This is a genomic window from Blautia sp. HCP3S3_C12 (genome assembly GCF_052064155.1).
Classification (GTDB): Bacteria; Bacillota; Clostridia; order Lachnospirales; family Lachnospiraceae; genus Blautia_A.
The window spans coordinates 34644-56930 of the sequence record NZ_JBQHWC010000006.1 but is presented as its reverse complement, the minus strand read 5'-3'; the positions used below and the strand labels follow the sequence as shown (position 1 = coordinate 56930).

Here is a 22287-nt window from a genome sequence, read left to right as displayed (position 1 = left end):
GGTATATCATGAAAAACCTGAAAAAGAAAGTACGAATCAGAATTCATTTAAAAAGCAAACATCTGTTAGTGATTATGACTATTTTCTGTGCCAGCTGTATTGTGGCCACCTTTGCATCAGGAGTAACGACAGTACCGCTTCAGGAAGCAGCAGGGATAATCATTGTTCCTTTCGAAAACAGTATTAATCATATCAGTTCTGTTTTCAGCGGGATTTCAGACCGAATGAAGGATAAAGAGGAGATCCTTGCGGAAAATAAGAAGCTTCAGTCCCAGGTGGATAGCCTGACAGAACAGAATAATAAACTGATCCAGGATCAGACAGAGCTGGTAAGACTGGAACAGCTGTATGACCTGGATCAGCAGTATACAGAATATCCCAAGGTTGCTGCCAGAATCATTTCCAAGGATCCTGGTAACTGGTATGATACTTTTATGATTAATAAGGGAACTTCAGACGGAATCCGGATAGATAATAATGTTATTGCCGGAAAAGGACTGGTGGGGATCGTCACAGAGGTGGGTGCTCACTGGGCAACTGTACGCTCCATTATTGACGACAGCAGTAATGTCAGTGCAATGACTGTGAGTACACAGGATAATTGTGTGGTTGAGGGAGATCTTGAACTGATCGACGAGGGAAAGCTAAGCTTCAGCCAGCTGTATGACCAGGATAATAAGGTTACTGTGGGAGAACGTATTGTCACCTCCAATATCAGCGAGAAATATGTGGAGGGACTGTTTATCGGATATATCAGTGAGATTTCCCAGGACAGCAATAACCTGACAAAGAATGGAACCATCGTTACACCGGTAGATTTCGCTCATCTGAAGGATGTGCTGGTAATCACAGTGAATAAGGGGGATTCTGTTAATGAAGAGTAAGATTACTCTGTTTTTTACCATTCTCATATGTTTCCTTCTCCAGAGTACAGTTATATCCAGGATTGCCATTGGATCGATCACTCCTAATCTGATCCTGATCCTGTGCATTTCCATGGGTCTGATGAGAGGCAGAAAAAGCGGAATGTGGACGGGATTTTTCTGCGGCTTTCTGGTGGATATGTTTTATGGATCTGTTTTTGGGTTCTATGCACTGATTTATATGTATATTGGTTTTTTAAGCGGATATGCACATAGGATCTGTTATGATGATGATGTAAAGGTTCCTATATTTCTGGCCGGTGCAGGTGATATTCTGTATGGACTGGCTGTGTATGCATTGCAGTTTCTGCTTCGCGGCAGACTTGGACTTGGAACCTATCTCAGCAGGATCATTTTACCGGAAACATTTTATACGATTATTCTGACACTGATTGTTTATCGGGTTTTTTACTATATCAATTATCACCTGATGAGTCCGTTAAAGAAAGAAAGTGAGTCTATTTGGGTACTAAAATAAAAAGATTTATAAAGAAAATACGAATAAAAAGGACAACCATACTTGTTGTGGTGTTTGTTCTCATGTCCGGTATCCTGGTGAAGCAGCTTTTTGAACTGCAGATTATTCAGGGGCAGGATTACATCAGCAAATTTGAATCCCGTATTACAAAAAAACGTGCCATCAACAGCACCCGCGGAAATATTTTTGACAGAAACGGAGAGGAACTGGCTTCCAATGTTCTGGCTTATTCTGTGACTTTTGAGGATAATGGAACTTATGATACCACCAGACAGAAGAACCTTACCCTGAACGGTGTTGCCTACCGGGTTCTCAAGATCCTGGAACATAACGGAGATTCCATTAGCCGTGATTTCCATATTGTGCTGGATCACAGCGGTAATTATGTTTTTGATGTGGATGAGGGCTTTACCCTGGACCGTTTCAGGGCTGATATTTATGGACAGGCTCTGATCGATAACCTGACTGAGAAACAAAAATCTGCAACTGCAGATGAAATGATGGAATATCTTACCGGAAAAAGTGGGTTTTCCATTGCCCTGTACGGAGAAGATGCCTATACCAAGGAGGAGCTGGAAGCTTATGATCTTCCTGAGGAGCTTTCCAAACAGGAGATCCTGGATCTGGCGATCATGCGCTATGAGCTGAGTACCAACAGTTTCAAGAAATATATGGCTGTAACCATTGCCACCAATGTAAGTGAGCAGTCTGTGGCAGCGATTAAGGAAAATCAGACAGAGCTTCAGGGAATTGATATTGTAGAGGATTCTGTCCGCAAGTATATTGATGATCCAAGTCTGGGACCGATCCTGGGATATACAGGACGTGCTTCTTCAGAGGAATTGACGGAACTGCGTAAGAAGAATCCGGAATATACCAATGATGCCATTGTAGGTAAGGTTGGTATTGAAAAATATATGGAAACGACTTTGCAGGGTACAGATGGTGAGGAGACTGTCACAGTAGACAATCTTGGTAAGGTCCTGAAAATTGATGATTCCACACGTGTGGAGCCTGTGGCAGGAAATGATGTATACCTGACGGTGGACAGTAAATGGCAGTCAGCTATCTATCAGATCCTAAAGCAAAGGGTTGCTGGTATTCTTCTTTCCAAGATAGAAGCCACAAAAACCTATGACTATAGCGTTAATGATGCGGCACAGATTAAAATTCCCATCTATGATGTATACAATGCACTGATTTCCAACAGTGTGATCGATATCCGGAAATTCAGTGAGGATACAGCCTCTGATACAGAAAAAAATTTATATGCCAAATTTCAGCAAAAACGGCAGCAGGTATTTGATATAATAACAAACAGACTGACAGAGGAGAATCCTCCTGCTCTAAAGGATGAGAATGATCAGGTTCAGGAATATCTCACTTATATCTGTAATGATCTGCTGCGGGATACTTTGGGTGTGATCTCAAAAAATGCTATTGATACTGCTGACGCTACTTATAAGGCATGGAGTCAGGATGAAAGCATCAGTCTGAAGGATTACCTGACCTATGCAACAGGACAGAACTGGATTGATATTTCCAAGATTTCCTCTGAGGGAGAATATCTGGATTCTGAGGAGGCATATAAGGCTCTTACAGATTATATCATTACCTACTTGAAGACAGATAACAGCTTTTCCAAACTGCTGTATAAGTATATGCTCCAGGAGGATACTATTTCCGGCAGAGAAATCTGTCTGGTACTCTATGACCAGGAAATTCTCTCAAAGGATGACGGAATGTATGATTCTCTGGCATCAGGTGCAATGACCGCCTATGATTTCATGGTCAATAAGATATATAATCTGGAAATCGAGCCGGCGCAGCTGGCGCTGGAGCCATGTTCTGCTTCTGCAGTGATCACAGATGTAAAAACCGGAGATGTGCTGGCCTGTGTTTCTTATCCGGGTTATAACAACAATCTGCTGGTAAATGATATGGATACTGATTATTATGCCAAGCTTTCTATAGATCAGTCCAGTCCCTTTTTCAATAAAGCAACACAGCAGACCACAGCTCCCGGTTCTACCTTTAAGATTTTGTCAACAATTGCAGGTATGTCAGAGGGTGTGATCGATGACAGTACTTATATTGAATGTACAGGTTCCTTTGACCTGGTAACTCCACCGATCAACTGTTGGAATATTAACGGACATGGCCCCATCGAGATCAGGGAGGCCATTGAACAGTCCTGTAACTCTTATTTCAATATGGTTGGTTTTAAGCTGGGACAGGATGGGGAAGGTAATTTCTCTGAGAACCGGAGTCTTGCAGTTCTTCAGAAATATGCATCTTTGATCGGCCTGGATAAGAAGACCGGAATAGAGATCACAGAATCTTCTCCCCATGTGTCAGATTCCCTGGCTGTACCCTCTTATATCGGACAGGGTACCAATGCCTATACTACCAGTCAGCTGGCAAGATATGCCACAGCGATTGCCACCAGTGGAACTGTATATGATCTGACACTTCTGGGTAAACTGACAGATTCCAGGGGAAATATCCTGAAAGAATATGAGCCTGATGTGATCAATACTTTGGATGTGGATTCCAGTGTATGGGCGGATATCCATGACGGAATGTACCGTGTGGTTCAGACTCATAAACAGTTCGATGGTCTGGGAATGGATGTTTCCGGAAAAACAGGTACTGGCGAGGTGGATGGTGTTTACCATCCCAACCATGGTATGTTTGTGGGATATGCACCTTCCACTGATCCCCAATATGCAATTGCCGTGCGTATTGAAAATGGTTATGCATCAGGAAATGCGTGTCTGGCAGCAGCTGATATTTTTAAATACATTTTTGAACTGACTGATGAAGGAAGCATCCTTACAGGTGTTGCTTCCAGTGATACCAGTGATATTTCAAACGACTAAGCATCAAAAGAAAAATACCAGGAGTATGGAAGCCTATCGATCAGGAGGAAAACAAACTATGAGTGAAGCCATTGTAATTACTTCCGGGAAAGGCGGAGTGGGAAAAACCACCACTGTCGCTAACATTGGAACAGGTCTTGCCATGCTTGGCAGAAAGGTTGTAGTGGTTGATACGGATATCGGTCTGCGCAATCTGGATGTTGTCCTTGGACTTGAGAACCGGATTGTTTATAATCTGGTAGATGTGATTGGCGGAAACTGCCGCCTGCGTCAGGCTTTGATCAAGGACAAACGTCATCCCAATCTTTTTCTGCTGCCATCTGCACAGACCAAGGATAAAAGTGCTGTTTCTCCGGAACAGATGATCAAGCTTACAGATGATCTGCGGGAAGAGTTTGACTATATCCTGCTGGATTGTCCTGCGGGAATTGAGCAGGGCTTTAAGAATGCCATAGCAGGGGCGGACAGGGCATTGGTTGTAACTACACCGGAAGTATCTGCCATCAGAGATGCAGACCGTATCATAGGACTTCTGGAAGCAAATGATATCAGGGATATACAGCTGATCATTAACCGGCTCCGGCCGGACATGATCGCCAGGGGAGATATGATGTCTGTGGAGGATGTGACGGAAATCCTTGCTGTGGATCTGATCGGAACCATTCTGGATGATGAACAGATCGTGATAGCCACCAACCAGGGGGAACCTCTTTCAGGAAAATCTTCCCAGGCGGAAGAAGAGTATAGAAATATCTGTCAGCGTATTATAGGTGAAAATGTACCGTTTATGAACATTGCTGAGAGAAAGAGTTTCTTCAGGAAAATCGGTAACATGTTTCGGAAATAAAATATCTGTAAGGAGGGATTCCGTGTGAAAGCTTTTTTCAGAGATAAGAAACGCTCCGCCGGATATGCCAGGGACAGAATGAAGCTTCTTCTGTTGTCTGAGAGGATTGACTGCTCTCCGCAAATGATGCAGATGCTGAAAAGTGATCTGATACACACAGTAAAGAAATATTTAACCATAGAGGAAGAACAGGTAAAGTTAAAAATCACCCAGGAGCCGGCTGTGCTCTATGTGTATGTTCCTGTTCTGGATAAAAAGGACAGATAAAATGTTAAAGCAGTATAAATTACGATTTTACAATTTCAGACTTATTATATTTCTGCTGGCCATCAGCCTTATCGGTGTTACACTGGTAGGAACTGCAGCAGAAAATCTTAAGTCCAAACAGTTTGCAGGAGTGATTCTCGGACTGATCATTATGGTGATCTTATCTTTGATGGATTATTCCTGGATTATGAATTTCCAGTGGCTTATGTATGGATTTAATATCATCATGCTGATTGTAGTGCGAATCGCAGGATCCAGCGCTAATGGAGCTGCACGATGGATCGGAATCGGTTCTTTTCGTTTTCAGCCTACAGAGTTGTCCAAAATTATTTTGATCGTCTTTTTCGCAAAATTTTTCATGGATCATGAGGAAAATCTGAACACCCTGAAGACGCTGGTTGCTTCTGCAGGATTACTGGCTGTTCCTCTTATACTTATCCTGGAACAGCCGGATTTAAAAAATACCCTTACTGTTATCGTGATCTTCTGTATGATGATATATATTGCAGGTCTAAGTTATAAAGTTATCGGAGGAGCACTGTTGATTTCCGTTCCTCTTCTGATCATCTTTCTGTCTATTGTGGTACAGCCGGATCAGAAACTGCTGAAGGATTATCAGAGGTCACGTATTATGTCTTTCTTATATCCGGAAAACGAAGAGTATTCTGATAATATTGAACAGCAGAAGAACTCCAAGACAGCCATAGCATCCGGAGAACTGGTTGGAAAGAGAATAAGCGGAGATGACAGTACAGCATCTGTGAATGAAGGTAATTTTGTTTCCGAAAACCAGACAGACTTTATTTTTGCTGTTGCAGGAGAAGAGTATGGATTTATCGGATGTACAACGATTGTCCTGCTGCTTCTGGCAATCTCTTTTGAATGTATCCGCATGAGTTTGAGGGCCAAGGATCTGTCCGGCAAAATCCTGTGCTGTGGAATGGGAGGGCTGATTGCCCTGCAAAGTTTTATTAATATATGTGTTGCAACTGGAATGGCACCGAATACAGGAACACCTCTTCCCTTTGTAAGCTATGGACTTACCTCTCTGGTCAGTCTGTATATTGGTATGGGCCTTGTACTTAACGTTGGACTTCAGAGCAGTGCGTATAATAAAGAAATTATGAAGAAAGAGCTTGACAGGAAAGAGGACTACTTATGATGTTTGGAAAATCATCTGCCGAGAATAAAAATGAAAAAAAATCGGCCAGGCCATATAAAAATGAGAGAAGTGTCCATGGGTCACATTCCGGGACAGCTTCCCAGGTACAGACAACTGCACTTCCCAGATCACAGAGACCTTCCAGACAAAAGCAGAGAAGGCGTAAGCCTATAGGGCATACCATATTACTGCTTTTGCTTATGGTATTTATAGCAGCAGGAGCATTTTTTGCTATCCGCTTATTGAATGGTACTTATCTGGGCAAACCGGTGAAAGCTTTTCAGGCTTCTGAAGTATTTACCAGCAGTCTGGCAGGAAAAGAAAATATGAAGGCCCGGCCCTTTGCACAGAAGCTTTGTGTTTCTTCCAAGGGCAGTGTAGACCGTATTAAAAATGCCTCTCTGGAGGAAGGACAGAAGGGACTTCTGTTTAATCTGAGCAATCATAAGGTATTGTATGCCAATGAAATCTATGACAAAATCTATCCTGCCAGCATTACAAAAATCATGACAGCTATGCTTGCCTTAAAAAGCGGAAAGCTGGATGATACAGTTACGATCACACAGGAAAATGTTACTTTGGAGGCCGGCTCCCAGGTATGTGGATTTGTGGCAGGAGATCAGGTTACCCTGGATCAGCTGCTCCATTGTCTTCTGGTTTATTCTGGAAATGATGCGGCTTCTGCAATTGCGGAATATGTTGGCGGTACCACAGAGAATTTTGTGGAGATGATGAACAGCTATGCCAGACAGCTGGGATGTACGGGAACTCATTTTACCAATCCTCATGGACTTCAGGATGAAAACCATTATACAACACCATATGATATTTATCTGATGCTGAACGAAGCTATGAATTATAAGGAATTCACTCAGATCACCCAGATGCCGTCGTATACTGTTACTTATACAGGCGCTGACGGAGAATCCCACAGTGTCAGTCTGGAAGCTACAGACCATTATCTGACCGGTGAGGCAACCCCTCCCAAAGATGTAACGGTTCTGGGCGGAAAGACAGGAACCACTGCTTCTGCAGGTAACTGTCTGGCGATCATAACCCAGAATGCTTTTGGAAAACCTTTTGTATCCATTGTGCTGGGAGCATCCAGCAAAGAGCTTTTATATCAGCAGATGAATTCCTTACTCCAGAACATTAATAGCTAAAATGGAATCAATATTCCCTAATGTTAAAAAATTCAATAAAAATTCACAAAAAAAGTAAATTACCTCTTGAATTTTATAATAATATGCACTATAAATGAAACATTTTCGATTTTATCCCGTAAAACCAAGGGAAAACGGATGTTAAACAGGTGTAATTACACCAAATTTACACCACAGAATATAGCATTACATCTATAACAATAACTGAATATTTTAAACATCTGAATAAGTCCATGTACTTTTATAACAACAGGTACGTGGGCTTATTTTAGTGCTTAAAAATATTGTCAAAGAAATGATAATTTTATAGAAGAAATAGGTAATTGCGAAACTCAAATTTGAAATATGAGAGCAGTTATCCACAATAAATGGAGATGATAAATGCAGAAATGTTAAATGACGAAATATTTTAGGCATACTTAAATAAGCCATAGGGCTTATTAAGTTGGTAAGTCCTATGCTATGAGAGGCTTTAAGCTTCGAATATATTCGTGGTGATTGATCTTATCTGCGAGAACAACAGTAATAAGTTGGGTGATACCGGCAAGAATCAGATCAGCATGCAGAGTCTTCTCATTTTGGGTTCGGCGTCCTGCAAGACAGAGATTGTCTTTGATGTGGTTGATATCCCTTTCGACAACAGTTCTGATTTTATAGGTATCATCCCATTCTTCGGTGCCGCAGATCGTTCCGGGATAAGCACGAAGATTCTTTTCTGGGTAGATGTAGACCATCCGCCCACATTTAGAAGAGGTACAAGGGTTGTCACAGAAACAATGACGATGGGCTTTTTGAGTTGATTTATCATAAATCCATTTCATTTTTGGACAGACAAATTTATATCTTGTTACTCCACTGCGAAGTTTGGAAGTGCCTTCGTATTTCATTTGTAAAGAAGGATCATGGGGACAACACGGAATACCATCTTCATTGATGGAATAATCCAGATTTTCAAGTCCGGATCTTGCATTCAGCGGAATATAAGCTTTCGAGAAATGTTTGTCATTACCAAAAGTGTCACCGGTAAGAAGGCTCTTATAGAGCTGTGCGGTATCGAAAGCAGCATCACCCAGGAAGGTTTTTGGATTAATCAAAGGATGCTTGGAAAAGAAGTCCTTCAGTGTCGGGATTAAAAGCTTTGAATCATGAACACATTTATCTTCGTCAGGGGAATCGGATTTCTTTTCGACAACGATATCAGGATGTGAAGCCATAAAGTTTTTGTTATAAAAAGATATGTGGCGGATGATGCCCAGTCCGTTGGTGACAATACTGAACTTGAAGACATAGCAAAAATGCCCATTGATATAGAGCTGCTTGATGATCCTGTTAGCATACTTGGGATTATTTTCGGTAACAAATGCTTCGATGCCGGAAGAATCAAAGATGGTCATATCCGCTTTTGCAGAGTCAATCGCCTGACAGATAGGCTCGGTAACATCAACAAGGTTGTCGAAAACAAGCTGGAGGTCATCTAAAAAATCCTGTTTGAATCGGGTGATTTTGGAAGCGTCAGGGACTTTAATAAAACCGCAGAATTCCCGAAGTAATTTTGAGTAAGCGAGAAAAGTCAGGAGAAGCTGATCCGTAGGGATAGAAAAAATACGCTGAATAATCAAAGCCCACAGAAAAGCTTGCAAAGGGTATTTACGGGTTCTGCCTGTCGATGCATAGAAATGATTTCTAAAAGAAATCGGAATTAACTCATCAATATCGATATGTGTTTCTAATAGAGAAAGAAAAGCAGGTTTGTCATTTTCAAATTTTTCATGGCAATCTGAAAAAATATCTGCCAAAGAAAGCTGTTTATATGGTATCATAAGTATCAGAATAACTCCTTTCTTGGATGTAGGTTTATAGTTTTTAGTCAACTCTATTATACCATGTCCAGTGAGGAGTTATTTGTTTTTAGGTAACAAAAAATGCCGTATTTATGCGGTGTTGTGGCGTTTCGCAAACGCCTATTCTACTTATATATTGGAGGAAAATGAATGAGAGAGAAAACTATTTATGAGAAGATTGCAGAAAAGTACAACACAACACCAGAAGAGGTACGCAGAGAAATGCAGATAGCCATAGATGCAGGATTTGATAATCCCGATCCGGCTGTGCAGGAAGAATGGAAGAAAATGACACTTAAAGGAGACAGGCCCACACCGGAAGAAGTAATCAATTACGCAGTAAAAAAACTAAAAGGAAAATAAAAATATGAAGAAAAAGATAATTGCATTGATTTCAGGAGCAGTGATCTTGATAATTGCTGCAGGAAGTATTTATGGGAAATCTGAATCTGGTCATAAGGAAGGCGAACCGGATGTAGTTGGAACATTTTCCGTAAATCGAGATGAAAATATATGCGACGAGCCTTGATATGAACATCTATTTATGGAAAGAGGATATTGAAGATGGGGAATCGGTAATGACAGCCGAATATAGACCTGTAGAATACGGAAAGGACTATGATGTAGTCAATAATCCTGATAAATTTCAACTATATATAGATGGAAAAGAGATTAAATAGTAATCTCCTGAAAGAAAGCTTTTTGTCAGATTTTTTCAAAGAAAAATTAAATGATAACAATACATAGTTTTAACCATGATATTCTGAAAAATTTTATAGGAATGCTCTATTATCAAATTGACATAGGAATGTGGTAGCGTATAATTAGAATTGAATACACTGAAAAATGGAGAAATTACATGAAAGCACATAAATATTGGTCAGTAGTAGCTTTAATCCCAATGATTGGAACTTTTTATACAGGATATAAAGGGTTAAAAGCAGCACACAAATACTTTGCATTTGGCTCTCTGATATGCATGATCATGGCAGTCTATTCTGGTCATAAAATGATTTTAGGTAATAAAAGAACAAGAAAACAGGTGGAAAATACAAAAGCGGAGGAATAGTAAATGTTAGAGTTAGGAATAAAAGCACCGGATTTTGAATTGCCGGATCAGAACGGAGAAGTGCATAAATTAAGCGATTATGCAGGAAAAAAAGTGATCTTATATTTTTATCCAAAGGATAATACACCAGGATGTACGAAGCAGGCATGTGGCTTTTCTGAGCGTTATCCACAGTTTACTGAGAAGGGAGCTGTTATTCTCGGAGTAAGCAAGGACTCTGTAGCGTCTCACAAGAGATTTGAAGAAAAATACGGACTGGCATTTACGCTATTAGCAGATCCGGAGCGTAAAGTTATTGAAGCATATGATGTCTGGAAAGAAAAGAAAAATTATGGAAAAGTATCTATGGGTGTAGTAAGAACTACATATCTTATTGATGAGCAGGGAATCATTATAAAGGCAAATGATAAAGTCAAGGCGGCAGATGATCCTGAAAATATGCTTAAGGAATTGGCATAATGAAGATTATTTTATCACCTGCAAAAAAGATGATTGTAGATACCGATAACTTAGCACCGGTTGAACTGCCTGTCTATATTGATAAGACAGCAGAAGTATTAAACTGGATGAAAAGCAAATCAAAAGAAGAACTGAAAGCTATCTGGAAATGTAATGACAAGATTGCAGAGCAGAACTTTAACAGATTGGAAAATATGGATCTTTATAACAGGCTTACTCCGGCTGTTTTAGCATATGAAGGGATTGCATTTCAATATATGGCACCATCTGTGTTTGAAATCCAGCAGTTTGAGTATTTGCAAAATCATTTAAGAATCTTGTCTGCGTTTTATGGCATTTTAAAACCAATGGATGGTGTGACTCCTTATCGTCTTGAAATGCAGGCAAAGGTTGGAATTGGAGATGCAAAAAATCTGTATGAGTACTGGGGAGAATTGTTATACCGCTCAGTAATCGATGACAGTAGGATTATCATTAATCTTGCATCAAAAGAATACTCAAAATGTATAGAAAAGTATCTGACACCACAGGACAGATATATTACGATTGTATTTTGTGAGTTATCCGGAGATAAATTGGTAACAAAAGGTACCTATGCCAAGATGGCTCGTGGTGAAATGGTCAGATTCATAGCGGAAAATAATATTGAAAATCCGGTGGAGATTCAGAAATTTGACAGACTCGGATATTCGTTTAGGTCTGATTTATCTTCAGATTCAGAATATGTATTTGAACGCAAAATAAAATAGTTATTCAGGTAAAAGATGCTCAGTTTGGCAGTTTTTATAATAATGATAATTATTACTATTTTTATTGACAACAGGATAATAGTGGTATATAATCCTTATTAAGAACTAATCCTAATAAGGAAGACGAATGACAAGTAGGAGAAATACCATTCAAAAAGATCTTGTAAGAAATACCGTATACGAAATGAGAAGACACGTTACGGCAAATGAAGTGTATGAATTTATAAAAGAAGCATATCCAACAATTGGAAAAGGAACTGTATATAGAAATCTTGATATATTGGTAGAGGAAGGTGCATTAAGAAAGGTTGAAGTTCCGGATGGACCGAACCGATTTGATTTTATATTGAAAAATCATTACCATGTAAGATGTATAAAGTGCGGTGAAATTTTTGATGTGGATATGGATCAAATACCGGATTTGCTGGAAAGAATTCATAACACTCATGGAATTGAATTTGTGGATTATGATATTTCGTTTAAAGGCATTTGCCCGAAATGCAGGGAGAAGGTAAAGGGGGGACAGCATGGATAGGAAAGCAATGTATAAGTTGAGTTATGGACTGTTTATATTGACCGCTAAAGAAGCAGAAAAAGATAACGGATGCATCATTAATACAGCCATTCAGGCAGCTTCGGCACCAAACCAGTTAAGTATCTGTGTAAATAAGGCAAATTATACGCATGATATGATTCAAAGAACCGGAAAATTTACTGTATCAGTCTTAAGTCAGAAGGCACAATTTGAATTGTTCAAACATTTTGGCTTCCAATCAGGAAGAGATACCAATAAGTTTGAAGCATTTGAGCAGTGTGCCAGGGGCACAAATGGTATTTATTATATTACAGAAGGTACAAATGCATACATTTCTGTGACAGTTACTAAAACAGAGGACTTGGGTTCACATACGATGTTTATCGGTGAGATAACCGATATGGAAGTTTTAAGCAATGTTCCTTCAGTAACATATGATTATTATCAGAATAATATTAAGCCTAAGCCACAGGAGGTTGGAAAAACAGAGGACAGTCAGACAATATGGCGATGCAGAATTTGCGGATATGAATATGTAGGCGAGGAATTACCAGATGACTTTATATGTCCTTTGTGCAAGCACCCGGCATCAGATTTTGAAAAAGTAGTAAAGAAAACGGAGGTAAAAGAGATGGCAGCAAACAAATATGCAGGAACACAGACAGAGAAGAATTTACAGGAGGCATTTGCAGGGGAATCACAGGCAAGAAATAAGTATACCTATTTTGCTTCTGTAGCGAAAAAGGAAGGTTACGAGCAGATGTCAGCATTGTTTTTAAAGACTGCAGATAATGAGAAAGAACATGCAAAGATGTGGTTCAAGGAATTAGCAGGAATTGGTGATACAAAAGAAAACTTAGCTGCTGCTGCAGAAGGAGAGAACTACGAGTGGACAGATATGTATGATGGCTTTGCTAAAACAGCAGAGGAAGAAGGTTTCCCTGAGCTTGCAGCAAAATTTAGAGCAGTAGGAGAAATTGAAAAGCACCATGAGGAGAGATATCGTGCACTTCTTAAGAACATTGAAACTGCTCAGGTGTTTGAGAAGAGCGAAGTGAAGGTATGGGAATGCCGTAACTGTGGACATATTGTAGTCGGAACAAAGGCTCCAGAGGTATGCCCGGTATGCAATCATCCGCAGAGTTATTTTGAAGTACGTGCAGAGAATTATTAAGAGAGAATAGACATGGAAGTAAAATATTATGTATGTAAGCATTGTGGAAACATTGTTGAAAAGGTAAAGACAAAGGTGTACCTGTAATTTGTTGTGGAGAGCTGATGCCGGAACTGAAAGCCGGAGTGACAGATGTTGCTGTCGAGAAGCATGTACCGGTATATACACTAGACGGTAATCTGGTTCATGTTGTGTTGGAGAAATCAAACATCCAATGCTTGAAGAACACTTTATTGAATGGATTACATTAAATTAAATACCAATCAGGGCGTTTATAGAAAACAGTTAAATCCAAGACAGGAGCCGGTTGCAGATTTCTGTCTTTGTGACGGAGAGCAGGTGGAGGAAGTATATGCATACTGCAATTTACATGGATTATGGAAATGTTAAAATAAACTTTGTACATACGAATACTATAGAGTAATAAGGATACAAAATCAAAATAGCTGTGAATGAACAATATTTTAAAAGGAGGATTCAATAATGAAATATGTATGTGATGTATGCGGATGGGAGTATGACGAGGAGATTGGATACCCGGAAGGTGGTATTGCACCAGGAACAAAATGGGAAGATGTTCCGGAAGATTTTGAATGCCCATTATGTAATGTTGGAAAAGATGAGTTTTCAGAAGTTGAATAGAAGCCTAATCTTTTGTTAAATACGGATGGATAAACCAAAACCCTGGTGCGTGAGCAACAGGGTTTTTTATGTGCGCCTAGCGGCGCACGTCGCTAATGGATGAAAGTTCCTAATCCGCCCTAGTAGTGGGAAGGATACAGCCGAGACCAAGGGTGTCCTATTCATGGCAACGACCATGATTAACGCGAGGGGAATCTGAAGGAAGGTGGAGGCAAATCTCCGGTCTGACGAATAGAAATCACATCAGGCTACAGTTAAGGATAAGGCTGCATAACAAGTCGAAGTCCAATAACTACTCGGAATTATCTGTAGTAAATGTGGCAGATATATGGAGAGAAAGTGACGTGTGGTACCTAGGGAGGTCTCGTCAGCGGATGGAAACAGAGTATGAAATCCGTGAGTAACAACGAATGACGAGAAGTCAGCAGAAGCCATAGTAAACCAGCGGTTACAAACAGTTGACCCAAGAACATTGCAGGATATCATGGGTCATGCTTCTATGAAAATGACAATGGAATTGTATAATCACGTTACAGATGAACGCTTGACAAACGAAATTCAGAAGTTAAATTCCAGTAAAAACATGCATTTTTTTAAATTCAATAAAAATTCACAAAAAAAGCAAATAACCTCTTGAATTTTATGATAATATGCACTATAATTGAAACATATTAATTGAGGAATTTAGTAATAATTAATATTATATGTGTCTAAGGAGGAAAACAGGATGGTTGAACTGATTGTAGGAAAGAAAGGTAAAGGCAAAACAAAAGTACTTTTAGACAAAGTGAATGGAGCGGTTAAAGAAGCGAATGGTAGCATTGTTTATTTGGACAAAAGCACCAAGCACATGTATGAACTGAATAATAAGGTTCGTCTGATCGATGTATCCGGCTTCCCGATTAAGAATGCAGATGAATTTGTAGGATTTATTTGTGGTATTCTTTCACAGGATCATGATCTCGAGCAGATTTATCTTGACAGTTTTCTGAAGGTAGCCAAGCTGGAGGGTAAGGATGTTACAAGTACCCTTGAGCAGTTAGAATCCATTGGAACTCAGTTTAACGTTACTTTTATAATCAGTATGTCTTTAGACAAAGAAGAACTTCCTGAAATATTCCATGAGAAAGTTATCGTGGCTTTATAATAATGACAACCAGGAAATGACTCTTATTAAATTTTAAAATTACATAACGAAATGCGAAAAGGATATCTCCATATAACATGCCAGATATCCTTTTTGTGGCACAGAAAGAGGTTAATAAAAATGGAAGAGTTATACCATGCAATTGAGAAAAAAATTACAGAAGCCGGGTATCCCAGAAGCATTTCAGGGGAAGCGGTATATAATGATATCTGTGATCAGATAGATGGGAAGGAAAATGGTTCTTATGTTTTATTGTCCAAATTTGATGATGATGTTATTTTTGAATATCATATTACAGTGATGGATGATGAATTTAATCTGGGAGTTCTGACAATGCGGACTCCGGAGGGGGTTTTTGAGACAAATTTTGATGAATAATCAGTCCAGAGAATAAAAATTAGGGCAGATCAGTTTCTGATCTGCTCCTTTTTAATCTTCCCGTAAATGCACTGCAGAAGCCGCTTTACGCCGTCTTGCGTCATCCATGGCTGCATAATGCTTCTTGGTTGTATTAACGTCTCTATGGCCCAATACGTCGGCTACAAGGTATATGTCACCTGTTTCCTGATAGAGAGCAGTACCATAAGTACTTCGGAGCTTATGGGGGGTGATTTTCTTGGTTGTAGTAATTGCCCGTGCATATTTTTTTACAAGGTTTTCTACAGCCTGGATACCAATGCGTTTTCGCTGAGTAGAGTAGAAGAGAGCGTGTTCATGTCCGGTTACAGGAGTAACTCCCTCCCGAACTGTCAGGTATTGGCGCAGAGCCCGTTCCACTTCCGAACCGAAGTATACAACCATTTCGTTGCCGCCTTTTCGGGTGATCTTGATACCATTATTTTTAAAATCAATATCCTCCACATCCAGTCCTACGCATTCAGATACACGTATTCCTGTGCCGAGCAGGAGAGTAACAATAGCCAGATCCCGTTCTTTTGTTTTTTCATAATAAGCCTTTTTCTGTCCGGTAAGCTCATCGCCGCAATGTTCTATGTGATCCAGCAGGAGAGCAACCTCATCGGAATCCAGCCGAATGATGCTTTTATCATGGATCTTTGGTACATCCACAAGAACAGTTGGATTTGTTTTTATGAATTCATGTTTAAAATAATAGGCGTAAAAGCTTCTTAAAGCAGAAAGCTTACGTTTCATTCCGCGTTCCCCATTGGTTTCGGTTTTGTCACCATTTTTGTAGACCTTCAGATATTCCAGATATTCCTCAATATCAACCGCCTTTAACTGATCCAGGACATCAACAGTAAAATCCTTTAAAGAGTAATTTTTAAAGGCAGGGTTTTCATCCAGTAAAAACTGGAAAAAGATCCGTATGTCATAGGCATAGGAAATTCTGGTATTGGTTGTGGTAACCGGATCCATAGCCCTGAAATAATCCCTGCAGAAAGGAGGAAGAGTTTTCAGAACTTCACGAAGCTTCAGAATATTAGAAATATCTGTTTGTTCATGATAGGTAATTTTTTTGTTGTCATTATAATCGTTTTGGTTATTCATTTGCTCATTTGCTCCTGTAGAAGTGGGCGTTCAATCTATACGACAAACGCCGGTTTTTCAAATAGATCAAGATAAATTACACATAAACCCTTAAATGAGTCTGTTATATGTGGTAAAGCATCCCTTTTATGAGGGACGCTTTACGTAATTTAATGGATTCTGATTTGTACCATTTGCGATCACACCAAAATGTAAATGTGGTCCGGTACTGTTGCCGGTACTGCCAACATATCCAATAATTTGTCCTTTGGTTACTTTGGTACCGACTTTGACTTTGGGATGAAATTTAGATTGATGCATATATTCAGTGACAAATCCTTTTCCATGGTCAATTTTGGTATAATAGCCTGCACCTCCGCTTTCTGACGGTTTTTGCATTGTAATGACTGTACCGCTGTCTGCTGCATAGATCGGTGTGCCTGTAGGTGCCGGAATATCGATGCCATTATGATTGGTGGAACCAATACCTCCCGGAGATTCTCTGTTTCCGAAATAGCTGCTGATATAATTGTAACTGGAGTTTAAAGGCCACCGAAACGACACTTTATGATACTCAGGTATCATTGCTCCGTTCTCTCCTACGTAATCAGTGCCGACCCATTGATTTTGAGCCAGGATGCCTGTGGCGGGATCCAGATAGTATTTTTCTCCATCTACAGTGACCCATCCGATTTCCCTTACACAGGTAGAAGGATTCAGATAATATTTGTTTCCCCCCAGTGTAAGCCATCCGGAGGCCAGTGTACCGTCTGCCTGGGAATAGTAATAGGAACTGGATTTTTTGACCCATTTTTTGACAACCAGCTTGCCATTTGAGTCAAAATAATATCTGTTTCCAGATTTATCCTTCAGGAAGCAATTATCATAACGGATGCCGTTTTTTTCTTTAAAATAGTATTTATAACCGTCAATTTCCTGCCATCCTGTCATTAATTTACAGTCAGAAGAACGGAAATACCGATAATAAGAATCCGGCTTATAAAAACCCTTCACCAATCTTCCATTGGATGCGGCATAATAATAGGAACCATCTGTCTCCTTGTACCATCCCTTCCGTACAAGCTGTCCGGTTTCACGGTGGAAGGAATACCAGTATTTTTGAATCTTAAGACGTCCCTTAGCCAGAGTTCCATTGGATTTCAGATAATAAGTAGCCTTTCCTTTTTTGGCAAAGCAGTTTTTCAGCATTTTTCCCTTATCTGAGAAACAATATATCTTGTTTCCTACTTTTCGGAAACCGGAACGGATCACACCATCCTTCCAGAAATAATATTTATTTCCGGCGGTTGTAGTGATCCAGCCAGTGTACATATAGCCCTTTTTCTCATCAAAAAAATAATTCTTTCCATTGACGGTCTGCCAGGTGGTAAGCATTTTACCCTTCTCATTGAAGCAGTATTTCTTTCCGGAAATGGACAGGATTCCGGCCTTTGCTGCACCGGTTTTTCCAAAATAATACATATGACCTGAAGATGTTTTATACCAGCCCTTTGCCAGTTTCCCTTTCTGATCATAGTAATACCAGGAACCGTTTTTCTTAATAAATCCGGTCTTCTTCTGGGCAGCCTCTGTGCGGACTGCAGTTGTCATCAATCCGGTGCCGGATAATGTCAGTATGAGCATAGTCAGCACCAATATTGCCAGACACTGCTTCCTGTTGTTTGTTTTTCGCTTCATCTTAGTATAAAGCCCCCATTATATTCTATACAAAAAGATGCCAAAATTGATTATTGTTACCTTATCAGAGAAGTGATTCATCCAGGATAATGGTAAAGGGGCCATCGTTCTCAAGAGATATTTTCATATCTGCACCAAAAATACCATGTTCTACCACAGGAACCTGTTTTGCAGCTTCGTTCAGCATATATTCATACAGTTCATTGGCCATATCCGGAGCACCGGCATCTGTAAAGCCCGGTCTGTTACCGTGTCTGCAATTAGCATACAGGGTAAATTGGGATACCATCAAAAGCTCTCCGTTAACATCCTTCAGGGACAGATTGGTCTTTCCATTCTGATCCTCGAAGATTCGAAGTCCCAGCATTTTTTTCAAATATTTGTCAGCAATTTCTCTGGTGTCATTCTGACCGACCCCTACAAAAACCAGGAAGCCCTTTCCAATTTTGCCTACAATTTCTCCATCTACGCATACCTGCGCATAGTTTACCCTCTGTATCAGTAATTTCATTTTTGATTTCCCCTCATATCTTTTATAATATCTTTCTTATATATCAGTAACTATTTTTCTGATGTATTTTTATTATTTTTTATCTTATCTTTTATCTGCAGAAATAATTTCTTTATATAAAGCCACAGGGAGTTTACAAGTTTTTTGATATACTCCCAGATAATACACACGATTCTGCATAAAGGATTCCAGATTTTCATAAAGAAATTATTTTTCTGGGCCTCCAGCTTTTCCGGTGAAATGTGGTGCCTCTCCTGTTTTTTCAGGGGGATCGCTTCGCCGGTTTCCGTGTTCAGGCAATCGATATCTACATAGGATTCCTCCTCAAGAGGCATTTTTTTATCGCCAAGGGAATGACTGATCAATCTCCATATCATTGCATAAAGCACTGCAAATACCGGTACTCCTGCGATCATACCCGGAACTCCGAACAGTCCTCCGCCTATGAGAATGGCTACAATGACCATGAAGCTGGACAGACCGGTGGTTTCGCCCAGGATTTTTGGACCAAGGATATTTCCGTCAAACTGCTGAAGAAGCAGAATGAAAATTGCAAAGTAGATACCCTTCAGGGGATCAACCACTAAAATCAGAAGAATACAGGGGATTGCCCCAATGTATGGTCCAAAAAAAGGAATCACATTAGTCACACCAATGACCACACTGATCAGAATGGGATAAGGCATATCCAATAAAAGCATTCCAATATAGCATAAGATACCGATGATGGCGGAATCCACCAGTTTACCATAGAGAAAACCGCCAAAGGTTTTGTCTGTGAAGCGCATGGCATGGATCAGTGTGTTTGCCCATTTGGAAGGCAAAATGGCATATACAAACATTTTGCTCTTAGCAATAAACTTCTCCTTGTCTGCAAGCACATAGAGAGCCACAATGGCACCGATGAGAAAGTTTTTCATGAAGATCAGTACATCAAAGATTCCATCAGAAACATTTTTCAGCATATTCTGCATCTGTGGAAGAATATTGGTGGTGAGATACTCCTGCAATTTGGCAGAATACTGATTCATCATATCGATGGTTTCAGAATTCAGCTTCCATCCATGCTGTACAAAAGAATTCAGCCATTTCTCAATGACCTTTACATAATAAGGAAAGCTGTAAATAATATTCATGGAGCTTCGGATCAGCTGTGGAAGCACCATCATGATCAAAGTATAGATAAGGATCCAGAAGGCAAGCATGGAAACCAGAACACATGCCCAGCGGACAGCTTTCCTGCCTTTTTTCTGTAAATGGATCTCTCTTTTATCAAGCAGTGGATAAATAAGCTTTTTCTCCATTAAATTAATCAGGGGGCTCAGAACATAGGCAAGGATCACACCATATACAATAGGTGCCATGATTCCCAGAAATGTTTTGATTCCGGTGATCAGCGTTTTCATATGGAAAATCCCATAATAAAACAGCATACTGGCGGCAATTACCATAAAAGCGGTTACACCCCAGTGCAGATATTTGTTATCCCAACGAAATTTCATATTGTCCTCCTTTATAAACTGTTACGATTATAACATTTATTTTAATAAAAGTCTCTGCATTTAATAGAATTTTAATAAAAATACAGGACAAAAAAATCCTCTGCATTAGCAGAGGACTTTTTAACAGTTATTATTTTGTGGAATCAAAAATTTGTACAGTCTGGATAATGGTTTTTGCTGCTCCGTCGATCCCCAGCTTACTGCTGTCTACACACAGATTATAGCTGGATGCAGCGCTCCACTTTTTATTAGTATAATAATTATAATAGCTGGAACGGCTCTTATCGGTTTTGTTGATCATGTCCTTGGCTTCTTTGGCTGTTTTATTGTGTTTCTGAGATAAACGGCTGATTCGCCAGTCAATATCTGCATGTACAAATACACTGAAACAATCCTTATATTCAGCCAGAGCATAATCTGCACATCGTCCCACCATTACGCAAGGACCCTCGGAAGCCAGTTTCTTGATGGCATCAAACTGGGCCAGGAAAACCTTATGATTCATTGGCATATCTGTAAAGCCTGCTGAGGAATAACCAAAGGAATATGTATCCATTACAAGAGAATACAGAAAGCTGTTGGTTGGTTTTTCATCATGATTTTCAAAAAGCTCCTTGCAGATTCCGCTCTCATTGGCTGCATGTTCAAGAAGCTCCTTATCATAGCATTTAATTCCGAAATATTTGGCAACTTCCTGACCAATCTGTCTTCCGCCGCTTCCATATTCACGACCGATTGTGATAATTGAACTTGTACTATTCATAATACTACACTCCCTTCTGTCACCTAGCTTATTGTAAATATATTATACATTATATTGTTGAAAAAGCAAACTATTTTCGCAATTTTTCCAAAAGCTTCTCAAAATATTCTGGTAAAGGTGCTGTAAACTCCATATATTCTCCTGTAGATGGATGCACAAATCCCAAAATCATGGCATGAAGAGTCTGACCCTGAAGATGGTAAGGATTCTTGCCTGAGCCATATACTTCATCGCCAAGCAGGGGATGCCCTATACTTGTCATGTGGACACGGATCTGATGGGTGCGCCCTGTTTCCAGACGGCATTCCACATAGGTGGCATTGGGAAAACGCTCCAGTACCCTGTAATGAGTGACTGCCTCTTTTCCGTTTTTGTAATTGATCGCCATTTTTTTTCGGTCAACCGGATGACGTCCGATAGGACCCTCAATGGTTCCCTCATTTTCTTTGATCACACCTGCTACAATTGCGCGGTAGCGACGTTTGATAGAGTGCTCCTTCAACTGTAGGGCAAGATCTCTGTGGGCATTATCATTTTTGCAGACCAGAAGTGCTCCTGTGGTATCCTTATCGATCCTATGGACGATTCCCGGACGCAGGACACCATTGATACCGGACAGATTCTCCTTACAGTGTGCCATGATGGCGTTTACCAGTGTCCCTGTAGTATGCCCTGCACTGGGATGCACTACCATTCCCTTTGGCTTGTTAACTACAAGAACATCCTCATCTTCATAAAGGATATCCAGAGGAATGTCCTCCGGAAGAATGTCAGGCTCTGTCATATCCGGCACTTCCACAGTGATCACATCTCCTGCCTGTACCTTATAGTTTGCCTTGACAAAAGTTCCCTGAACTGTAACCTTTTGTTCTTTCAGAAGCTTTTGAATGTAAGAACGGGAAAGGTCTTCGTTTGAATCGGAAAGATACCGGTCAATCCGGATACCGGACTGACCGTCTGAAACTACATAATTAAGAATTTTCATTT

General features: G+C 40.0%; 25 protein-coding genes and 2 pseudogenes. 20 read left to right on the top strand and 7 right to left on the bottom strand.

Annotation, left to right across the window (positions count from 1 at the left end; translation table 11 throughout):
• Window positions 1-8 precede the first annotated feature (8 nt).
• From mreC to ACTNDS_RS07365, 7 genes are read left to right on the top strand one after another with little or no spacing between them, the layout of a single operon-like run.
• Window positions 9-884 (top strand): rod shape-determining protein MreC, encoded by an 876-nt coding sequence (gene mreC, locus ACTNDS_RS07395; protein ID WP_173742879.1) that lies wholly within the window; start codon window positions 9-11, stop codon window positions 882-884.
• Window positions 874-1401, top strand: coding sequence for a rod shape-determining protein MreD (gene mreD, locus ACTNDS_RS07390; RefSeq protein ID WP_019161674.1), 528 nt, complete (start codon window positions 874-876; stop codon window positions 1399-1401). The genes mreC and mreD overlap by 11 nt, the downstream gene beginning before the upstream one ends.
• Window positions 1386-4283 (top strand): penicillin-binding transpeptidase domain-containing protein, encoded by a 2898-nt coding sequence (locus tag ACTNDS_RS07385; protein ID WP_441034737.1) that lies wholly within the window; start codon window positions 1386-1388, stop codon window positions 4281-4283. The genes mreD and ACTNDS_RS07385 overlap by 16 nt, the downstream gene beginning before the upstream one ends.
• Before the next feature lie 58 nt (window positions 4284-4341).
• The gene (gene minD, locus ACTNDS_RS07380; RefSeq protein ID WP_019161676.1) at window positions 4342-5130 is read left to right on the top strand and encodes a septum site-determining protein MinD; all 789 of its coding nucleotides are present in this window, start codon (window positions 4342-4344) and stop codon (window positions 5128-5130) included.
• 24 nt (window positions 5131-5154) lie between these two features.
• On the top strand, window positions 5155-5397 hold the full coding sequence (gene minE / locus ACTNDS_RS07375; RefSeq protein ID WP_019161677.1) for a cell division topological specificity factor MinE: 243 nt from the start codon (window positions 5155-5157) through the stop codon (window positions 5395-5397).
• 1 nt (window position 5398) lies between these two features.
• Complete coding sequence (locus tag ACTNDS_RS07370; protein ID WP_441034735.1) at window positions 5399-6559, top strand: FtsW/RodA/SpoVE family cell cycle protein; 1161 nt, start codon at window positions 5399-5401, stop codon at window positions 6557-6559.
• Complete coding sequence (locus ACTNDS_RS07365) at window positions 6556-7722, top strand: D-alanyl-D-alanine carboxypeptidase family protein (RefSeq protein WP_441034733.1); 1167 nt, start codon at window positions 6556-6558, stop codon at window positions 7720-7722. The genes ACTNDS_RS07370 and ACTNDS_RS07365 overlap by 4 nt, the downstream gene beginning before the upstream one ends.
• Window positions 7723-8177: 455 nt before the next feature.
• On the opposite strand, the gene ACTNDS_RS07360 is transcribed toward ACTNDS_RS07365, so the two are convergent.
• Window positions 8178-9542, bottom strand: coding sequence for a transposase (locus tag ACTNDS_RS07360; protein ID WP_441034731.1), 1365 nt, complete (start codon window positions 9540-9542; stop codon window positions 8178-8180).
• Between the two features lie 171 nt (window positions 9543-9713).
• Here ACTNDS_RS07360 and ACTNDS_RS07355 point away from each other — a divergent pair, with 171 nt between their 5' ends.
• The 13 genes and pseudogenes from ACTNDS_RS07355 (at window position 9714) to ACTNDS_RS07295 (ending at window position 15716) form a co-directional block, all read left to right on the top strand.
• Window positions 9714-9926: a sporulation initiation factor Spo0A C-terminal domain-containing protein gene (locus ACTNDS_RS07355; RefSeq protein ID WP_029732086.1), complete on the top strand. Its 213-nt coding sequence runs from the start codon at window positions 9714-9716 to the stop codon at window positions 9924-9926.
• Window positions 9927-9930: 4 nt separating this feature from the next.
• Window positions 9931-10092 carry a hypothetical protein gene (locus ACTNDS_RS07350; protein ID WP_441034729.1) on the top strand — a complete coding sequence of 54 codons (162 nt, stop codon included), beginning with the start codon at window positions 9931-9933 and terminating at the stop codon, window positions 10090-10092.
• Between the two features lies 1 nt (window position 10093).
• Entirely contained in the window at window positions 10094-10243 is a 150-nt protein-coding gene (locus tag ACTNDS_RS07345) for a hypothetical protein (protein ID WP_015524977.1), read from the top strand.
• Between the two features lie 179 nt (window positions 10244-10422).
• A complete protein-coding gene (locus tag ACTNDS_RS07340; RefSeq protein WP_441034727.1) occupies window positions 10423-10632 on the top strand; it encodes a DUF6219 family protein in 210 nt (69 codons plus the stop codon).
• A gap of 3 nt (window positions 10633-10635) precedes the next feature.
• Window positions 10636-11091, top strand: a complete 456-nt coding sequence (gene bcp, locus ACTNDS_RS07335; protein WP_024854727.1) for a thioredoxin-dependent thiol peroxidase — start codon at window positions 10636-10638, stop codon at window positions 11089-11091.
• Window positions 11091-11840 (top strand): peroxide stress protein YaaA, encoded by a 750-nt coding sequence (yaaA, locus tag ACTNDS_RS07330; RefSeq protein WP_024854728.1) that lies wholly within the window; start codon window positions 11091-11093, stop codon window positions 11838-11840. The genes bcp and yaaA overlap by 1 nt, the downstream gene beginning before the upstream one ends.
• A 127-nt stretch (window positions 11841-11967) precedes the next feature.
• A complete protein-coding gene (locus ACTNDS_RS07325) occupies window positions 11968-12375 on the top strand; it encodes a Fur family transcriptional regulator (RefSeq protein ID WP_441034724.1) in 408 nt (135 codons plus the stop codon).
• A pseudogene (locus tag ACTNDS_RS07320) lies at window positions 12368-12988 on the top strand (flavin reductase); the annotation flags it as partial. The gene ACTNDS_RS07325 and the pseudogene ACTNDS_RS07320, both read left to right, overlap by 8 nt.
• Window positions 12989-13006: 18 nt before the next feature.
• Complete coding sequence (gene rbr / locus ACTNDS_RS07315; protein ID WP_226851432.1) at window positions 13007-13549, top strand: rubrerythrin; 543 nt, start codon at window positions 13007-13009, stop codon at window positions 13547-13549.
• 12 nt (window positions 13550-13561) lie between these two features.
• Window positions 13562-13939 (top strand): annotated as a pseudogene (locus ACTNDS_RS07310) (desulfoferrodoxin family protein).
• A 93-nt stretch (window positions 13940-14032) separates the two neighbouring features.
• Window positions 14033-14191, top strand: coding sequence for a rubredoxin (locus ACTNDS_RS07305; protein WP_441034722.1), 159 nt, complete (start codon window positions 14033-14035; stop codon window positions 14189-14191).
• 727 nt (window positions 14192-14918) lie between these two features.
• The gene (locus ACTNDS_RS07300; protein ID WP_173743948.1) at window positions 14919-15338 is read left to right on the top strand and encodes a twitching motility protein PilT; all 420 of its coding nucleotides are present in this window, start codon (window positions 14919-14921) and stop codon (window positions 15336-15338) included.
• A gap of 120 nt (window positions 15339-15458) precedes the next feature.
• Entirely contained in the window at window positions 15459-15716 is a 258-nt protein-coding gene (locus ACTNDS_RS07295; RefSeq protein ID WP_173743947.1) for a hypothetical protein, read from the top strand.
• Window positions 15717-15767: 51 nt separating this feature from the next.
• Here ACTNDS_RS07295 and ACTNDS_RS07290 read toward each other — a convergent pair whose 3' ends face one another.
• The 6 genes from ACTNDS_RS07290 to ACTNDS_RS07265 form a co-directional block, all read right to left on the bottom strand.
• Window positions 15768-16847: a tyrosine-type recombinase/integrase gene (locus ACTNDS_RS07290; protein WP_441034719.1), complete on the bottom strand. Its 1080-nt coding sequence runs from the start codon at window positions 16845-16847 to the stop codon at window positions 15768-15770.
• Between the two features lie 126 nt (window positions 16848-16973).
• Complete coding sequence (locus ACTNDS_RS07285; RefSeq protein ID WP_441034717.1) at window positions 16974-18524, bottom strand: peptidoglycan DD-metalloendopeptidase family protein; 1551 nt, start codon at window positions 18522-18524, stop codon at window positions 16974-16976.
• A 64-nt stretch (window positions 18525-18588) separates the two neighbouring features.
• A complete protein-coding gene (gene dtd / locus ACTNDS_RS07280) occupies window positions 18589-19035 on the bottom strand; it encodes a D-aminoacyl-tRNA deacylase (protein WP_173743944.1) in 447 nt (148 codons plus the stop codon).
• A gap of 50 nt (window positions 19036-19085) precedes the next feature.
• Window positions 19086-20537, bottom strand: a complete 1452-nt coding sequence (locus ACTNDS_RS07275; RefSeq protein WP_441034714.1) for an AI-2E family transporter — start codon at window positions 20535-20537, stop codon at window positions 19086-19088.
• 130 nt (window positions 20538-20667) lie between these two features.
• Complete coding sequence (locus tag ACTNDS_RS07270) at window positions 20668-21300, bottom strand: AAA family ATPase (protein ID WP_433844356.1); 633 nt, start codon at window positions 21298-21300, stop codon at window positions 20668-20670.
• Between the two features lie 70 nt (window positions 21301-21370).
• Window positions 21371-22285 carry an RluA family pseudouridine synthase gene (locus tag ACTNDS_RS07265; protein ID WP_441034712.1) on the bottom strand — a complete coding sequence of 305 codons (915 nt, stop codon included), beginning with the start codon at window positions 22283-22285 and terminating at the stop codon, window positions 21371-21373.
• Window positions 22286-22287 lie beyond the last annotated feature (2 nt).

Coding starts and splice junctions, on each gene's coding strand:
- ACTNDS_RS07275 (WP_441034714.1), bottom strand. CDS start 20,537: ATGAAATTTCGTTGGGATAACAAATATCTGCACTGGGGTGTAACCGCT.
- dtd (WP_173743944.1), bottom strand. CDS start 19,035: ATGAAATTACTGATACAGAGGGTAAACTATGCGCAGGTATGCGTAGAT.
- ACTNDS_RS07295 (WP_173743947.1), top strand. CDS start 15,459: ATGGAAGAGTTATACCATGCAATTGAGAAAAAAATTACAGAAGCCGGG.
- bcp (WP_024854727.1), top strand. CDS start 10,636: ATGTTAGAGTTAGGAATAAAAGCACCGGATTTTGAATTGCCGGATCAG.
- ACTNDS_RS07345 (WP_015524977.1), top strand. CDS start 10,094: ATGAACATCTATTTATGGAAAGAGGATATTGAAGATGGGGAATCGGTA.
- ACTNDS_RS07355 (WP_029732086.1), top strand. CDS start 9,714: ATGAGAGAGAAAACTATTTATGAGAAGATTGCAGAAAAGTACAACACA.
- ACTNDS_RS07290 (WP_441034719.1), bottom strand. CDS start 16,847: ATGAATAACCAAAACGATTATAATGACAACAAAAAAATTACCTATCAT.
- ACTNDS_RS07325 (WP_441034724.1), top strand. CDS start 11,968: ATGACAAGTAGGAGAAATACCATTCAAAAAGATCTTGTAAGAAATACC.
- ACTNDS_RS07270 (WP_433844356.1), bottom strand. CDS start 21,300: ATGAATAGTACAAGTTCAATTATCACAATCGGTCGTGAATATGGAAGC.
- ACTNDS_RS07340 (WP_441034727.1), top strand. CDS start 10,423: ATGAAAGCACATAAATATTGGTCAGTAGTAGCTTTAATCCCAATGATT.
- mreD (WP_019161674.1), top strand. CDS start 874: ATGAAGAGTAAGATTACTCTGTTTTTTACCATTCTCATATGTTTCCTT.
- rbr (WP_226851432.1), top strand. CDS start 13,007: ATGGCAGCAAACAAATATGCAGGAACACAGACAGAGAAGAATTTACAG.
- yaaA (WP_024854728.1), top strand. CDS start 11,091: ATGAAGATTATTTTATCACCTGCAAAAAAGATGATTGTAGATACCGAT.
- ACTNDS_RS07305 (WP_441034722.1), top strand. CDS start 14,033: ATGAAATATGTATGTGATGTATGCGGATGGGAGTATGACGAGGAGATT.
- minD (WP_019161676.1), top strand. CDS start 4,342: ATGAGTGAAGCCATTGTAATTACTTCCGGGAAAGGCGGAGTGGGAAAA.
- mreC (WP_173742879.1), top strand. CDS start 9: ATGAAAAACCTGAAAAAGAAAGTACGAATCAGAATTCATTTAAAAAGC.
- ACTNDS_RS07285 (WP_441034717.1), bottom strand. CDS start 18,524: ATGAAGCGAAAAACAAACAACAGGAAGCAGTGTCTGGCAATATTGGTG.
- ACTNDS_RS07300 (WP_173743948.1), top strand. CDS start 14,919: ATGGTTGAACTGATTGTAGGAAAGAAAGGTAAAGGCAAAACAAAAGTA.
- ACTNDS_RS07360 (WP_441034731.1), bottom strand. CDS start 9,542: ATGATACCATATAAACAGCTTTCTTTGGCAGATATTTTTTCAGATTGC.
- ACTNDS_RS07370 (WP_441034735.1), top strand. CDS start 5,399: ATGTTAAAGCAGTATAAATTACGATTTTACAATTTCAGACTTATTATA.
- ACTNDS_RS07265 (WP_441034712.1), bottom strand. CDS start 22,285: ATGAAAATTCTTAATTATGTAGTTTCAGACGGTCAGTCCGGTATCCGG.
- ACTNDS_RS07365 (WP_441034733.1), top strand. CDS start 6,556: ATGATGTTTGGAAAATCATCTGCCGAGAATAAAAATGAAAAAAAATCG.
- ACTNDS_RS07350 (WP_441034729.1), top strand. CDS start 9,931: ATGAAGAAAAAGATAATTGCATTGATTTCAGGAGCAGTGATCTTGATA.